We start from the raw sequence: 14,691 nt of genomic DNA, 5'->3' as shown, positions 1-14,691 counted from the left end.
GGCGCGGGTTGCACTTGGATTCGCGCCAGCTCATCAAACCTGACATAATGCCCCGCAACGAATACTGATACCCACTTTTTGATGATTGCAAAAACCTTCTCTTCACAAGGCGCATTAGGTAAAGCCATTGCTGGTTTTCAAGCGCGGCAGGCGCAAATTGACATGGCTGAAGCGGTCGCTAAAGCGATTGCCCAGCAATCGCAATTAGTGGTTGAAGCAGGAACTGGTACAGGCAAAACCTTTGCGTATCTGGTACCGGCGCTGCTCAGTGGTAAAAAAGTCATTATCAGCACGGGTTCTAAAAACCTGCAAGAGCAGCTTTTTCATCGTGATTTACCCTTGATGATTGATGCGCTCGGTTTCTATGGCAATGTCGCGCTATTAAAAGGTCGAGCAAACTATCTGTGCCTTGATAGGCTGAGCCGCCAGATGGTAGAAAGCCACACCAACCAATCTGATCCACAGCTGCTGACTCAATTAGTGAAAGTGCGTCGTTGGTCATCGGAAACCAAAAGCGGTGATTTAGGCGAATGTGAAGAACTGCCTGAAGACAGTGCCATTATTCCAACGATTACCTCGACCAACGACAATTGCCTTGGCAAAGAGTGCCCAAGTTACGTCGATTGTTTTGTCTCGAAAGCGCGCAAAAAGGCGATGGACGCTGATGTGGTGGTGGTCAACCATCACCTTTTTCTGGCCGATCTGGCGATCAAAGAAACCGGGTTTGGTGAGTTGATCCCCGAAGCCGAGGTCTTTATCTTCGACGAAGCGCATCAGTTGCCGGATATCGCCAGCCAATATTTTGGTCAATCAGTCTCCAGTCGCCAAGTTCAAGAGCTGGCGAAAGATATTGAAATCGGCTATCGCACTGAAGCAAAAGACATGCGCCAATTGCAGAAAGTGGGCGATAAACTGGTGCAGTCAGCGATGGATTTACGCATTGTGTTGGGTGAACCCAGTTTTCGAGGCAACTGGCGTGAGGCGTTAGCTTCACCATCGATTTCGCGAGAATTAGCGCGTTTGCGAGACAGCTTAGATTTTGCTATCGATGTGTTAAAGCTTGCGTTAGGTCGCAGTCAGTTATTGGATACCGCATTTGAGCGCGCTAACTTAATTAAAGGACGAATTGATCGAGTGTGTGATGTCTCCATTACCGGTTATTCCTACTGGTATGACACCACGCCGCGCCATTTTAGTTTACACATCACCCCACTTTCGGTGGCCGATAAATTTCACGAACAGGTGCAACAAAAGCAGGGCGCATGGATTTTCACCTCCGCAACTTTGGCTGTAAACGACGATTTTAGCCATTTCACTCAGCGTTTAGGGCTAAAGCCCCAAGCTCAGTTTTCATTACCAAGCCCGTTTGACTATCAGCAGCAGGCGCGGCTGTGTGTGCCACGCTATTTACCCGAACCCAATAGCCCTGGCCTTGCCGATAAATTGGTGCGTATTTTGTCGCCAGTGATTGAGCAAAACCAAGGCCGCTGCTTCTTTTTATGTACTTCCCACAGCATGATGCGCGAGTTAGGTGAACGTTTTCGAGAAGTGTTAACCGTGCCAGTGCTGATGCAAGGGGAGACGAGTAAACAAAAAACGTTGGCCGAATTTATGGAATTAGGTAATGCCTTATTGGTCGCGACAGGGGCGTTTTGGGAAGGGATAGATGTTAGAGGTGACGCATTAAGCTGTGTTATTATCGACAAACTTCCATTTACCGCGCCGGATGATCCGCTGTTGAAAGCGCGAATTGAAGATTGCCGAATGCGCGGTGGCGATCCATTTGCGCAAGTACAACTACCCGATGCCGTCATCACCTTGAAACAAGGGGTCGGGCGTTTGATCCGCGATAAACATGACAAAGGTGTACTGATCATTTGTGATAACCGTTTAGTCACCCGTGACTACGGTGGGCTATTTCTTGCCAGTTTACCGCCCATTCCACGTACGCGGGATTTGGACAAAGTAAAAGATTTCTTAAGTCAAATTTCAGTCACGACACCCGTAACTATTAACAACAATTAGAGACAGTAATGAGCGCAAAGATCCTTGCCTTAGACACAGCAACAGAGAACTGTTCTGTTGCTTTAATGATGAACGGCAAACTGTACGTTCGCAGTGAAGTTGCCCCTCGCGATCACACCAAGAAAATTCTACCCATGGTGGATTCCGTCCTCAAAGAAGCGGGCATCACCTTACAGGAACTAGACGCGCTAGCCTTTGGCCGTGGTCCGGGCAGTTTTACCGGAGTACGGATTGGCATTGGAATTGCACAAGGTTTAGCGTTCGGCGCTGATTTACCTATGATAGGTATTTCGACACTGGCAGCGATGGCGCAAGGCAGCTATCGTTTACAGGGTTACCAGCAGGTGGCGTGTGCAATTGACGCCAGAATGAGTGAGATTTACTGGGGTCGTTATACACGTCAAGAAGATGGCTCTTGGCAAGAGATAGATGCAGAGTGCGTCATTGCTCCTAATACTCTTGCTGAGCAAATCAAAGCTGACAGCATCACTTGGGGCTGCGCTGGAACCGGTTGGGCGGCTTATAAAGAAGAGTTAGATACGTTGCCTATCTCATGTCAAATGGGTGAAGTATTGTACCCAGATGCACAGGATATGGTGTTTCTTGCTCAGTATGAGTTTGCCAAAGGAAACACGCTAACAGTGGAAGAGTCGAGCCCTGTTTACCTGCGTGATAACGTGGCTTGGAAGAAGTTACCGGGCCGAGAATAATCAGTGAAAGGCAAGGCGTTGCATTCGTCTTGCTCTAATTGAATAGGAACAGTATGGTTTCAATTAACGGTTTACCTCCTGCGATAGTGCCCGGTAGCAATAGGGCTAATCGCGCAAATAAGAACAATGGGGTAAAGAAAAGCGATGCCAAAACCGGAGTAGGCCAACCTACTAAGGTGGCGAATGCTGTTTCTCATTCAATTCGTCATGTCGATCCATCAGAGATTCATCGGGCTAATCTGGAATACGATCTTCCAGAAGGCCGAGCAAGAAAGGCGATGGAAGAGTACATGGACGTGATGAACCAAGCAAAAAAAGAGGAACTTGCTCAACTGCTTGGGGTCGATATCTACATCTAATCCAACAAGGTCATTATGATGCGATCTTTTTCCACTTCTAAAACGCTACTGCTTCTATCGTCCACATTGTTGCTTGGTGCGTGCTCAAGCTTACCGGATGATCTTCGTGCCAGTAGTGAGGCCGTGATCACCGATTACGCCACTTGGGTCAATACGCCAACCAATGAGCAAGATGAAGTCCGGCTGGGCGGCGTCATCGCCAGTGTGACTAATTTGGCGGATAAAACACGGATTGAAATAGTCAATTTGCCGATTAGCTCATCAGGCCGACCGGATATCGACCGCGAGCCGCAAGGGCGTTTTGTTGGCTATGTTGACGGGTTTGTTGACCCAGTGGCTTATGCGAAAGATCGTTTGGTGACGCTAGTGGGAACCAGCCTCGCTCCAGAAAAAGCCAAAGTAGGTGAGTTTGAATACACTTTCCCAACCATGGCCGTAAAAGGGCTACATTTGTGGCGAGTTGAAGAAAGAGTGGTCGTGAATGATCTCGGTACCTATATGTACCCTTGCCACAGCTTATATTGCCGTCAAATGTACATTGGTGCTCGTGAAGGGCGCGTGGTACAAGAAGTGAAATAGCGATGCAACAAAAACAGTACTCTCTTGCGCAAGGAATGATTGCGACTCAAGAGGTGGGAAACGCGCAAACGGCCGACTTATCGGTCGTTTTTTTACATGGTTGGTTAGATAATTCATCCAGTTTTCTTACCGTTATCAAAGCGTTAAGTCACCTTAATCCACAGTTACACCTTTGCGCAATCGATTTGCCGGGACATGGCCTTTCAAGCCATAAAGCCGACGGTCATTTTTACCCATTTCATGACTATATTGATGATATTTACTCATTTTTGCTCAACTTATCGCCAAACAGGTTAGTGATCGTAGGGCATTCGCTTGGTGCTTTAATCGCAAGTTGCTATAGTGCCGCCTTTCCTGAGCAAGTCGCAGGATTAGTTCAAATTGAAGGGGTTGCTCCATTGGCTGAATCGCCACTCAAAAGCGTTGCCAGGCTGCGTAATGGGGTGCTCAGCCGACAGCGGATCCGGCGTAAGCCTCGTCGTAGGTTACCGAACTTAGAATACGCTGTTGCTCGCCGAGCCGAAGTCAACCAGTTAGAAGCAGCCTTGATCCAACCCATCGTTATTCGAGGGGTTGAGCTGCGCAATGATGAGTGGTATTGGCGTCATGACCCACAGTTAAACAGCGATTCCTTGTATCGCATGTCCTATGAACATGCTCAGCACATCATGGCGCACATCCAGTGCCCACAACGTGTGATTCTCGGTACACACGGTTTTTCTGAGTTACGAACTGCTCAAGGTGATTTAGCCGATGATCGGCAAGAGATATTCACTCTTGCTGGTGGTCATCATTGCCATCTTGAGCAACCTTCACAAGTCGCCGAACTAATTTTTGGCTTAGTTAACAAAATTTAAACAAGTGTTTGAGTGTTTCGTGCTCAAGCGCTTTGGCTGTGCTGTAATAGCGAGCATTAAAATATCGCCGTAGAGCAGCCGCCAATAACGAGGAGTATTACCGTGGATAAACCTTGGCTTTCACGCTATCCAACTGACGTACCTGAACTCATCAACCCTGATCAGTACCTCTCTTTAGTCGAAATGTTTGAGCAATCGGTTCATAAATACGCCGATCAGCCAGCCTTTATGAATATGGGTTCGGTCATGACATTTCGCAAACTGGAAGAGCGCAGCCGAGCATTTGCCGCCTATTTGCAAAATGAGCTGAAGCTGAAAAAAGGTGATCGTGTTGCCTTAATGATGCCTAACCTGCTGCAGTATCCAGTCGCGTTATTTGGCGTATTACGAGCAGGGTTGATCGCCGTGAATGTTAACCCGTTGTACACCCCGCGAGAGCTGGAACATCAACTCAATGACGCCGATGCAAAGGCGATCGTCATCGTCTCGAATTTTGCCAATACCTTAGAGCAAATTGTTGAAAATACGTCAGTCAAACATGTGGTATTGACCAGCCTTGGACAGATGTTACCTAGAGCAAAAGGGACGTTGGTTGATTTCGTTGTGAAATATGTCAAAGGGATGGTGCCAAAATATGACTTACCTGGTGCCATTTCGATGCGTAAGGCATTGCACAAAGGTCGCCGTTTACAGTATGTGAAGCCTTTTATGTCTGGCGACGACATTGCCTTTTTGCAATATACCGGAGGTACAACCGGTGTGGCAAAAGGGGCAATTCTGACCCACCGCAACATGATTGCGAATGTGCTCCAAGCGAAAGGGGCATATGGCCCAGTATTGGCCGAAGGACGTGAATTGGTCGTCACGGCATTGCCGCTTTATCACGTCTTTGCGCTGACCGTAAACTGCTTACTATTTATTGAAATGGGCGGGCGTAACTTACTTATCACCAATCCACGCGATATTCCGGGCTTTGTCAAAGAGCTGCAAAAGTACCCATTTACCGCCATTACGGGGGTGAACACGCTGTTTAATGCCTTGGTCAACAACGAAGATTTCCATGAGCTTGATTTCAAAAATCTTAAGCTTTCTGTTGGTGGTGGTATGGCGGTGCAGCGCGCGGTGGCTGAACAGTGGAAAAAAGTGACGGGTATCCACCTGCTTGAAGGTTACGGTTTGACTGAATGTGCGCCATTGGTGACAGGTAATCCTTATGATTTAAGTGATTATTCGGGAGCCATTGGTTTACCCGTTCCTTCAACCGAAGTGCGAATTATTGATGATGAAGGCAAAGTGCTGGCGTATGATCAAGTCGGTGAGTTGCAAGTGCGTGGCCCACAGGTGATGCAAGGTTATTGGCAAAGACCGGAAGCGACGAAAGAAGTGATTGATGCCGATGGTTGGCTCTCTACAGGCGATATCGTCAAGTTTGATGAGCAAGGCATGGTTTATATTGTCGATCGCAAGAAAGATATGATTTTAGTCTCTGGATTCAACGTCTATCCTAATGAGATTGAAGATGTGGTTGCACTGCATGGCAAAGTATTAGAAGTGGCCGCTATCGGCCAGCCTCATGACGTGTCTGGTGAAATGGTCAAAATTTATGTGGTTAAACGCGACCCAAGCTTAACCAAAGATGAGATCATTACCCATTGCCGCAAACATTTGACTGGCTATAAAGTGCCTAAGTTGATTGAGTTTAGGGAAGATTTACCAAAGAGTAACGTGGGTAAAATTTTACGCCGCGTACTTCGTGAAGAAAATGATGCCGCCATTGAGCAAGCAAAACGTGCCTAAGCATCAAGTCAGTATGAAAAAATAGTGTTAGAATGCCGACTCGAACCGTCGGCATTTTTATGTCCCCTCTCGTAGGGCTGCCCAAAGTGAGCCATTAGTGAACTATCAAATAATTACCCAACCTAACGACCTACAACGTGCGTGTCTTGCCGCGCGAGATGCTGATGTGGTGATGCTCGATACCGAGTTTGTCCGAGTGCGTACCTTTTACCCACAGCTCGGATTGATCCAGCTTTATGATGGTGAAAACCTCTCTTTAATCGACCCACTTGCTTTTGATGACATGGCGCCTTTTGTTGAGCTACTGCAAGACACCTCCGTGCTCAAAGTGCTGCATGCGTGTGGTGAGGATCTCGAAGTGTTTCATAACGCATTTGGTTGCGTACCGTTTCCAATGGTTGATACACAAGTGATGGCGGCTTTTCTCGGCCATGGACTGTCTACCGGGTTTGCCGCCTTGGTCAATGAATTCTTAGGGATTGAAATTGATAAAAGTGAATCGCGCACCGATTGGTTAGCAAGGCCTTTATCGCAAAAGCAGTTGGATTACGCTGCCGCCGATGTGTTTTATTTGCTGCCGATTTACGAGCAGTTACTCGATAAAGTGACGCAGGCGGGCTGGTGGCAAGCGGCGCAGCAAGAATCTGAACTATTGAGCGTCAAACGCATTAAACAGACTCATCCGGATTTGGCCTATTTGGATATTAAAGGGGCATGGCAACTAACACCGCAAGAATTAGCGATTCTCAAACCCTTAGCTACTTGGCGCTACGAAGAGGCGGTACGCCGTGATTTGGCGCTCAATTTTGTGGTCAAAGAGACAGATTTGCTGACTATCGCTCGTTTGGGATTGACGAGTGCAAGCCGTATGATTGATGAAGGGGCCGATCCGAGATCGATTCAACGTCACAGTGCCAAAATCATTGCATTGGTGAAAGCGGGCCAGCAGACTCCGGCTGATCAATACCCACCTAAAATCGACCCTTTGATGGACTATCCCGGCTATAAACAGCTGTTTAAACGGTTGAAAGATGAAGTCAAATCAGTGTCTCAAACCACGGGTTTAGCGACTGAATTTTTAGCCTCTAAAAAACAGCTCAATCAGCTATTGAGTTGGGTATGGAAGAAAGAGCGGGATCCCGCGCAATTGCCGGATGTGATGCAGAGCTGGCGTTTACCTATTCTCGGTGAACGGCTCAACAAATTGGTTTAGTAAAGTTGGTTTAGTAAAGAGAAAGAGCCTGCAATTTTGCAGGCTCTTTTATGATAAGGATTACTTTTCTTCGTCTGGCAGTTTCACGTTCAATTCCAGTACAGAGATATCATCATCTTTGTGCTCAAAAGAGACTTCAACCATCGAAGGGTCAACCGCGACGTACTTAGCGATCACCTTGAGAATGTCTTCTTTCAATTGAGGCAAATAAGTCGGCGCAGGGTCATTTTCGCTACGACGTTCGGCGACGATAATTTGCAAACGCTCTTTGGCAAGGCTTGCTGAGGTCGTTTTCTTTTGTGGTCGGAAAAACTCAAGTAAAGACATAATATTAACCCCCAAAAAGTCGTTTAAAGATGCCCTTTTTCTGCTCCGTTAGAAAACGAAACTCGACTTCTTGCCCTAATAATCGTTCGACGGCATCAGAATAAGCTTGGCCTGCATCTGACTGATCGTCAAAAATAACCGGAACACCTTTGTTGGAAGCGTTAAGCACAGCTTGGCTTTCTGGGATCACGCCAAGTAAGGAAATATGCAAAATTTCTTCGACATCTTCCACGCTCAACATTTCACCTTGTGTCACACGAGTAGGGTTATATCGGGTCAATAAAAGGTGCTGTTTAACAGGTTCTAACCCTTGCTCTGAGCGCATTGATTTGGAATCCAAAATCCCTAAAATGCGGTCCGAGTCGCGCACAGAAGAGACTTCAGGGTTAGTCGTTACAACCGCTTCATCAGCAAAGTACAAAGCCATCAACGCGCCTTGTTCAATACCTGCTGGTGAGTCGCAAATGACGAAATCAAAGCCCATTGTATCAAGCTCATCCAAAACGCGTTTTACGCCCTCTTTAGTGAGTGCATCTTTATCACGAGTTTGTGAAGCGGGTAGAATAAATAGGTTCTCGGTGCGTTTGTCTTTGATCATCGCTTGGTTAAGTGTTGCCTCACCGTTGATGACGTTAACAAAGTCGTACACTACGCGGCGCTCACAACCCATGATTAAGTCAAGGTTACGCAGACCGATATCAAAATCGATCACCGCTGTCTTTTTACCTTTTAAAGCCAAGCCAGAAGCAATTGCTGCGCTTGAGGTCGTTTTACCAACGCCGCCTTTTCCTGACGTTACAACAATAATGCGTGCCATTATGTTTTCCTTGTTAATTTTAAATCGTAAGCGTTTCAAAATGCAGTGAATCATCAACCATGCTCAGCATCACTTTCTTCTGCCAAAACTCACTTTCAATTTGATCGCTAAGCCAATAATTTCCAGCAATGGAGACCAGCTCTGCTTGTAAATCGTGGCAAATAATTTTTGCTTCCGTTTGGCCGCTGGCACCGGCAATGGCTCTTCCGCGCAGTGAACCATGAATGTGAATCGAGCCATCGGCGATCACTTCGGCCCCCGCACTGACGTGATTGAGGATCACTAAATCACTATCTTTGGCATACACTTGCTGGCCAGAGCGAATGGGCGTGCTAATCACCTTGGTAGGCGCTATTTGAGCCGGTGCTTGAGAGGGCGATTTGCTTGCCGCCATCACGGCAAAGCCAGCTTCTGAGGCTAAGTTTTGGCTGCGTTTATCACGGCAACCTGTCACACCGACCGGGATCATTCCCGCTTCAGTGATGCCCTGTTTCAGTATCGAAAAATCAATATCGCCAATCACTTTAGCAATATTGATCACCACAGGTGCAGAGGCAAAAAAAGCAGGAGCTTGGGCGACTTTTTCTTTGAGAAACTCAACGGTATTGGCAACTTCACTGTCGCAAAGGTGTAACACTGACAAAGTAAAACTGCTACCTTTTAGGTCAGGAGTATTCGACATCTTATTTTGACCTCAATAACTAATGGCTTCACTAGAAAGGGCGTTGCCTGAAACTAGGGTTGTCATGTTATATTCCCTGACTTAGCTCAGCAAGTTATCTTGCGGTCAAATGTTTGTTTTAATCTCAAATTTGGTAAAAGTTTAACGTTTCTAACTTAATTGGCTCGAAAAGCCAGTTTATTACAATAAAAGGTTTGTCATGCTTTGCTCTATCTATAAAAGTGCTAAAAAAGAAGGTGCCTATCTCTATGTTACTAAAAAGGATGACTTTTCACAGGTTCCTGACACACTAATGGCGATGTTCGGTAAACCTACTTTAGTCATGGTCGTGAAACTGGAAGGGCGTACATTAGCCCAAGTTAACATTGATAAAGTGAAAGAATCTCTGAAAAATGAGGGTTTTTTCCTGCAGTTACCGCCACCGCCACAAAATTTACTAGAGCAATATAAGCAGCAAAAGGCTCAGCAAAAAGAAAGCTAAGTTTTCAGCTCAAGGAGGGTGATTTGAAAAAGTTCTTGTCAGTGGTATTGGGATTAAGCCTCTCCACGCCATTGATGGCAAATGAGGTTAGTTTTGAGCAGTATGTGGAAGGTTTGAAGCAACAAGCGCGCAGTGAAGGCATTTCAGAGCAAATTTTAACCGATGCGTTTAAAAATGTGGCACATAAACCACGCGCCGTGACGGCCGATCGCAATCAACCAGAAAAGAAACTGACGCTGGATGAGTATATCCCGCGTGCGGTTCCTGAATGGAAAGTCAAGCAAGCAAAGGCGCTGTATGAAAAGCACTATGCCGAGCTTAGCCGCATTGGCGAGCAGTATGGCGTGCAGCCGCGCTTTATCGTTGCGTTATGGGGTGTTGAAAGTAACTTTGGTGCTTTTACCGGTAATTTTAGTGTGATAGATGCTTTGACGACCATGGCTTATGACGGTCGTCGAGAAGCATTTTTCCGCAAAGAGACCATGGCCGCGTTGCAAATTCTGCAGCAGGGTCATATCCAAGCCGATGAGATGAAAGGGTCTTGGGCTGGCGCGATGGGCCAATGCCAGTTTATGCCGAGTTCGTTTTTGGCGTTCGCTTCCGATGGTAACGGCGATGGCAAAAAAGACATTTGGCACACAAAGGAAGATGTATTTGCATCGACAGCCAACTATCTCAGCCAATCGGGGTGGGATGACAAATACACTTGGGGACGTCAAGTTAAAGTTCCGCCTGGGTTTGACCGCACTTTAGAAGGGCGACAACCAGAAAAAGGGAAATCACTGAGAGAGTGGAACAAGCTCGGTATTACCCGTTACGAAGGTAAACCACTGCCTAATTTAGACAAGGTTCAAGCTTGGCTTATCATGCCAGATGATGAAAATGGCCGCGTTTACTTGGTATACAACAACTATAATGTGTTGATGAAGTGGAATCGCTCATACTATTTTGCGCTCGCGGTGAGCCATTTGGCGGATAGAATTACCTATTGATTTGAACCTTAATTGAACGCAAAGGGCTCATCATGAGCCCTTTGCTATTTCTGGAGAACGTGTGCTAGTTGAACGTGCAGGGCAAATGGTGATATTTGCCGCGTTAATCAAACATCAAGGCTTTACCGCTGCGGCCAAAAGCTTAAGCGTATCGGTATCGCATGTCAGTAAGCAGTTGGCCTTACTGGAGGCCTCGCTCGGGGTGAAGCTCGTTCAGCGAACCACGCGCAGCTTCACCACAACTGAGGCTGGAGAGGCTTTTTATCGCCATTGTACTGCGGTCGTTGGATTGATGGATACTGCGCAGTCTGAAGTGGAAAGCCAGCGTGATGAGGTGTCTGGGCTGATTAAGCTTGGTCTTTCACAGTCGTTTGGTTCTTTGCACATTTTGCCAGCACTGGAGGCGCTTCGTCAGCGCTATCCCAAACTGCAAGTGGAAGTGCATTTGTTCGATTATCGAGTCGATATGCTCGAAGAAGGGCTTGATTTGTGGGTGACCAACAACGAGCATCTACCCGAAGGTTACGTGGCGCAACGTCTCGCCGATTGCCAGTTTGTGGTTGCCGCGTCACCGGAATACTTATTAAACCATTCAACCCCTCAGACACCCGGTGATCTGTTAGGTCACAACTGTCTTATCTACCGTAGTTGGGAGCGAGATTACACCCGTTGGTCGTTTGCCAATCCAGAGCAAAAAATCAACATCAATGTGTCGGGTAACTATTCGGTAGATTTAGCCGAAGCCGTGCGTGACGCCGCCGTGGCAGGGTGGGGTGTTGCTTACTTGGCGACTTATTTAATTCGAGATGAATTTCGAACCGGTAAACTGATCCAATTGCTGCCAGATTGGCACGCAAATCAAAGCATGCCTTTTTATGCGGTTTACCCGAGCCGGCAACACATGCCGAAGAAAACCTCAGCCGTGATTGAATTTATCAAGGCTTTAATCGGTACACCTTGCTATTGGGATACTCAATTAGAGCCTTACATCCGTTTTACAAAAGCGTAATGAGCACGGTTTATTATTTCCCAACTCAGAAACATCTTTTCTATATGGAAAATATAAGCCTAGGCAATCGTTTAGCTTGTTACAAATCAACAGCTTGAAAATGGAAGATTAAGGCTGCTACTGTTAAGCACACCTCTGTAACATTTGCGACTTGCGCATTCGTTTTCGCACGATAGAATGCGCGCCTTTCCTATCCCCGTTATCTGGATTGACAGCAAATGAACTCATTACTTGGCGTCGTCGCCATCTTATTTACGGCTTGGCTACTTTCTACCAATAGAAAAAACATCCAATTTAGAACCGTGTCGCTCGCTTTTTTATTGCAAGTAGGCTTTGCACTATTGGTTCTGTATGTCCCCATGGGGAAAGAAGTGCTCAACAGTGTCACGGGTGCGGTATCGAATTTGATCAATTATGGGCAAGAGGGAATTGGCTTTCTCTTTGGCGGTTTAGCCAATGGCAGCGTTGGTTTTGTGTTTGCGATTAATGTGCTTGGCATCATCATTTTCTTCTCTGCTTTGATCTCCGGTTTGTATCACATTGGTTTGATGCCTAAAGTGATTAACTTGATTGGCGGTGGTTTGCAAAAATTATTGGGTACGGGGCGCGCAGAGTCACTGTCAGCCACGGCGAACATTTTTGTCGGCATGATTGAAGCGCCGTTAGTGGTTAAGCCCTATTTAAAGCACATGAGTGATTCGCAATTTTTTGCGGTGATGACGTGTGGCTTAGCCTCGGTTGCGGGCGGTACGTTAGTCGGCTATGCCTCACTGGGCGTTAACCTTAACTATCTTATTGCGGCGGCATTTATGTCAGCTCCAGCCGGTTTGTTGATGGCGAAAATTTTGCTGCCGGAAACCGAAGCGCAAAGTCAGCAGGTGGCCAATGAAGAGGTTGAGATACCAAAAGCAACCAATGTGGTTGAAGCCGTGGCTGATGGTGCAATGTCTGGGCTTCGTATCGCGGTTGCGGTTGGGGCAACGTTACTGGCCTTTATCAGTGTGATTGCGCTACTCAACGGCCTATTGGGCTGGGTGGGCGGTCTGTTTGGCTTAACCCTTAGTTTTGAGTTGATTTTAGGCTACCTATTTGCTCCAGTTGCGTGGCTGGTGGGCATTCCATGGAGCGAAGCGATGACGGCAGGCTCACTGATTGGTAATAAAATTGTCGTGAACGAGTTTGTCGCTTTCATCCAATTGATGGACGTAAAAGATTCGCTCAGTGAACATTCTCAAGCGATTGTAACTTTTGCTCTGTGCGGCTTTGCCAATATTTCGACCATGGCAGTATTGATCGGTGGTTTGGGCAGTTTGGTGCCAGAGCGTCGCAGCTTCATCTCTCAATATGGTTTTCGAGCGATCAGCGCTGGCGTGTTGGCTAATTTGATGAGTGCTGCGCTTGCTGGGGTTATTTTGTCGCTATAAACGTAGCGTTTCTATTCATCGTTAAAAACTGGCCCGTTAAACATCAGCTCGTTAAAAAACCCCAGCGCAATGCTGGGGTTCTTTTTCGCTCGCCGCTCATGGCTATCAATAGCCAATAGCCAATAGCAATAATCAATAGCAGTAAGCAGTAATGAGCAAGATCAGTTGTTGGGGTGAAATTGCTCGCATGCCAACAGGGTGTTTTCAATCAAACTGGCCACCGTCATTGGCCCGACACCACCCGGAACCGGGGTGATCAAGCTTGCTTTGGTGCGCGCTACATCGTACTCGACATCGCCAATCAGCTTGCCTGACTCCAAGCGGTTGATGCCCACATCAATCACCACTGCACCTTCTTTAATCCATGCGCCGGGAATAAAATTGGGTTTACCAACGGCCACCACCAACAAATCAGCTTGGCGAACATGGTGTTCTAAATCTTTCGTGAAGCGGTGGCATGTGGTTGTGGTGCAACCTGCTAGTAGCAGCTCTAATGTCATTGGTCGGCCGACAATATTGGATGCGCCCACAATCACCGCATGTTTACCACGCAGTTGAACGTTATAGCGCTCAAGCAAAGTGATGATCCCTTTGGGCGTACAAGAGCGCAGTTTAGGAATGCGCTGGGCTAAACGGCCCACATTGTAAGGGTGAAAACCATCGACATCTTTTTCAGGAACAATGCGTTCAAGCACATGGGTTGTATCAATCCCGGCAGGTAAGGGCAGTTGCACTAAAATGCCGTCAATTTCAGGGTCGGCATTGAGCTTATCGATTAACGCCAGTAGCTCCTCTTCGCCAGCAGTGGCTGGAAGATCATAGGATTTAGAAACAAAACCCACCTCTTCACAAGCACGACGTTTGCTGCCGACATACACTTGTGACGCAGGATCTTCTCCCACCAGCACCACCGCCAGCCCCGGAGCGCGAAGGCCCACTTGAGTGCGAGCTTTTACCCGCGCCGCTACTTCAGAGCGAACCGTCTGGGAGATGAGTGTCCCATCAATATTTTGAGCAGTCATGGCTTTCCTTACACATTGGTCGCAAATATTTTTGGGCGCATTGTCGCAGATATTTAAAGTAACATCTATAAGCAAACGTTTGCCTTGTTCTGTTTTTCGACACTCGGCTACCGAATGGCAGTTTTTTAGGCATTTGAAACCGAATCTTAGAGAAAGCGATTGATTTACGGAGTTCAACTCGTATAATCCTGTCCCTGTAGCGCGCCCTTAGCTCAGCTGGATAGAGCACGTCCCTTCTAAGGATGTGGTCGTAGGTTCGAATCCTACAGGGCGCGCCATCTATTTCAGGGCGCAGCAAGCTAATACTTGCTGCGCCCTTTTTGTTGCGCGATAGCTAGCCGCAAAGCAAACGGATTATTCGTTCTTGATTACTCACAAGGCGCTCTCTATCTCATAA

The 14,691-nt window shown here is 47.1% G+C and carries 15 protein-coding genes and 1 tRNA gene; 12 read left to right on the top strand and 4 right to left on the bottom strand.

The window, feature by feature from the left end; translation table 11 throughout:
- The first annotated feature begins 81 nt into the window (after nucleotides 1-81).
- The 7 genes from yoaA to rnd all read left to right on the top strand — a co-directional run bounded on the left by yoaA (nucleotide 82) and on the right by rnd (nucleotide 7,540).
- Nucleotides 82-2,025 carry a DNA repair helicase YoaA gene (gene yoaA, locus CCZ37_RS08250; RefSeq protein ID WP_010317190.1) on the top strand — a complete coding sequence of 648 codons (1,944 nt, stop codon included), beginning with the start codon at nucleotides 82-84 and terminating at the stop codon, nucleotides 2,023-2,025.
- A gap of 8 nt (nucleotides 2,026-2,033) precedes the next feature.
- Nucleotides 2,034-2,735 (top strand): tRNA (adenosine(37)-N6)-threonylcarbamoyltransferase complex dimerization subunit type 1 TsaB, encoded by a 702-nt coding sequence (tsaB, locus tag CCZ37_RS08245; protein ID WP_017047797.1) that lies wholly within the window; start codon nucleotides 2,034-2,036, stop codon nucleotides 2,733-2,735.
- A 53-nt stretch (nucleotides 2,736-2,788) separates the two neighbouring features.
- On the top strand, nucleotides 2,789-3,094 hold the full coding sequence (locus CCZ37_RS08240; protein WP_010317186.1) for a hypothetical protein: 306 nt from the start codon (nucleotides 2,789-2,791) through the stop codon (nucleotides 3,092-3,094).
- Between the two features lie 15 nt (nucleotides 3,095-3,109).
- Nucleotides 3,110-3,673, top strand: coding sequence for a Slp family lipoprotein (locus CCZ37_RS08235; RefSeq protein ID WP_029626776.1), 564 nt, complete (start codon nucleotides 3,110-3,112; stop codon nucleotides 3,671-3,673).
- A gap of 2 nt (nucleotides 3,674-3,675) precedes the next feature.
- Entirely contained in the window at nucleotides 3,676-4,530 is an 855-nt protein-coding gene (locus CCZ37_RS08230) for an alpha/beta fold hydrolase (protein WP_094500276.1), read from the top strand.
- Between the two features lie 102 nt (nucleotides 4,531-4,632).
- Entirely contained in the window at nucleotides 4,633-6,327 is a 1,695-nt protein-coding gene (gene fadD, locus CCZ37_RS08225) for a long-chain-fatty-acid--CoA ligase FadD (RefSeq protein WP_094500275.1), read from the top strand.
- 97 nt (nucleotides 6,328-6,424) lie between these two features.
- Nucleotides 6,425-7,540: a ribonuclease D gene (gene rnd, locus CCZ37_RS08220; protein ID WP_094500274.1), complete on the top strand. Its 1,116-nt coding sequence runs from the start codon at nucleotides 6,425-6,427 to the stop codon at nucleotides 7,538-7,540.
- 60 nt (nucleotides 7,541-7,600) lie between these two features.
- On the opposite strand, the gene minE is transcribed toward rnd, so the two are convergent.
- The 3 genes from minE to minC are packed head-to-tail and all read right to left on the bottom strand — an operon-like array spanning nucleotide 7,601 to nucleotide 9,366.
- Nucleotides 7,601-7,867, bottom strand: coding sequence for a cell division topological specificity factor MinE (gene minE / locus CCZ37_RS08215; protein WP_010317176.1), 267 nt, complete (start codon nucleotides 7,865-7,867; stop codon nucleotides 7,601-7,603).
- 4 nt (nucleotides 7,868-7,871) lie between these two features.
- On the bottom strand, nucleotides 7,872-8,684 hold the full coding sequence (minD, locus tag CCZ37_RS08210; RefSeq protein WP_094500273.1) for a septum site-determining protein MinD: 813 nt from the start codon (nucleotides 8,682-8,684) through the stop codon (nucleotides 7,872-7,874).
- Nucleotides 8,685-8,703: 19 nt separating this feature from the next.
- Entirely contained in the window at nucleotides 8,704-9,366 is a 663-nt protein-coding gene (gene minC / locus CCZ37_RS08205) for a septum site-determining protein MinC (RefSeq protein ID WP_010317173.1), read from the bottom strand.
- Between the two features lie 199 nt (nucleotides 9,367-9,565).
- Between minC and CCZ37_RS08200 the strand changes: the two genes are divergently transcribed.
- The 4 genes from CCZ37_RS08200 (at nucleotide 9,566) to CCZ37_RS08185 (ending at nucleotide 13,272) form a co-directional block, all read left to right on the top strand.
- Nucleotides 9,566-9,847, top strand: a complete 282-nt coding sequence (locus tag CCZ37_RS08200; protein WP_010317172.1) for a YcgL domain-containing protein — start codon at nucleotides 9,566-9,568, stop codon at nucleotides 9,845-9,847.
- Nucleotides 9,848-9,870: 23 nt separating this feature from the next.
- Entirely contained in the window at nucleotides 9,871-10,839 is a 969-nt protein-coding gene (locus CCZ37_RS08195; RefSeq protein ID WP_094500272.1) for a lytic murein transglycosylase, read from the top strand.
- A 61-nt stretch (nucleotides 10,840-10,900) separates the two neighbouring features.
- Nucleotides 10,901-11,848, top strand: a complete 948-nt coding sequence (locus CCZ37_RS08190; protein WP_010317170.1) for a LysR family transcriptional regulator — start codon at nucleotides 10,901-10,903, stop codon at nucleotides 11,846-11,848.
- Between the two features lie 218 nt (nucleotides 11,849-12,066).
- Entirely contained in the window at nucleotides 12,067-13,272 is a 1,206-nt protein-coding gene (locus CCZ37_RS08185) for a NupC/NupG family nucleoside CNT transporter (protein WP_010317169.1), read from the top strand.
- Nucleotides 13,273-13,433: 161 nt separating this feature from the next.
- On the opposite strand, the gene folD is transcribed toward CCZ37_RS08185, so the two are convergent.
- Entirely contained in the window at nucleotides 13,434-14,294 is an 861-nt protein-coding gene (gene folD / locus CCZ37_RS08180) for a bifunctional methylenetetrahydrofolate dehydrogenase/methenyltetrahydrofolate cyclohydrolase FolD (RefSeq protein WP_010317168.1), read from the bottom strand.
- 201 nt (nucleotides 14,295-14,495) lie between these two features.
- Between folD and CCZ37_RS08175 the strand changes: the two genes are divergently transcribed.
- Nucleotides 14,496-14,572, top strand: a tRNA-Arg gene (locus CCZ37_RS08175).
- Nucleotides 14,573-14,691: the final 119 nt, after the last annotated feature.

Origin of the sequence: Vibrio qinghaiensis, from assembly GCF_002257545.1 — a bacterium.
GTDB classification, from domain to species: Bacteria; Pseudomonadota; Gammaproteobacteria; order Enterobacterales; family Vibrionaceae; genus Vibrio; species Vibrio ordalii.
This window is presented reverse-complemented; position numbering and strand designations above follow the sequence as displayed.

Excerpts from the sequence above, each read along its gene's own strand:
- yoaA (WP_010317190.1), top strand. The coding sequence starts at position 82 with ATGATTGCAAAAACCTTCTCTTCACAAGGCGCATTAGGTAAAGCCATT.
- tsaB (WP_017047797.1), top strand. The coding sequence starts at position 2,034 with ATGAGCGCAAAGATCCTTGCCTTAGACACAGCAACAGAGAACTGTTCT.
- CCZ37_RS08240 (WP_010317186.1), top strand. The coding sequence starts at position 2,789 with ATGGTTTCAATTAACGGTTTACCTCCTGCGATAGTGCCCGGTAGCAAT.
- CCZ37_RS08235 (WP_029626776.1), top strand. The coding sequence starts at position 3,110 with ATGATGCGATCTTTTTCCACTTCTAAAACGCTACTGCTTCTATCGTCC.
- CCZ37_RS08230 (WP_094500276.1), top strand. The coding sequence starts at position 3,676 with ATGCAACAAAAACAGTACTCTCTTGCGCAAGGAATGATTGCGACTCAA.
- minE (WP_010317176.1), bottom strand. The coding sequence starts at position 7,867 with ATGTCTTTACTTGAGTTTTTCCGACCACAAAAGAAAACGACCTCAGCA.
- minD (WP_094500273.1), bottom strand. The coding sequence starts at position 8,684 with ATGGCACGCATTATTGTTGTAACGTCAGGAAAAGGCGGCGTTGGTAAA.
- minC (WP_010317173.1), bottom strand. The coding sequence starts at position 9,366 with ATGTCGAATACTCCTGACCTAAAAGGTAGCAGTTTTACTTTGTCAGTG.
- CCZ37_RS08200 (WP_010317172.1), top strand. The coding sequence starts at position 9,566 with ATGCTTTGCTCTATCTATAAAAGTGCTAAAAAAGAAGGTGCCTATCTC.
- CCZ37_RS08185 (WP_010317169.1), top strand. The coding sequence starts at position 12,067 with ATGAACTCATTACTTGGCGTCGTCGCCATCTTATTTACGGCTTGGCTA.
- folD (WP_010317168.1), bottom strand. The coding sequence starts at position 14,294 with ATGACTGCTCAAAATATTGATGGGACACTCATCTCCCAGACGGTTCGC.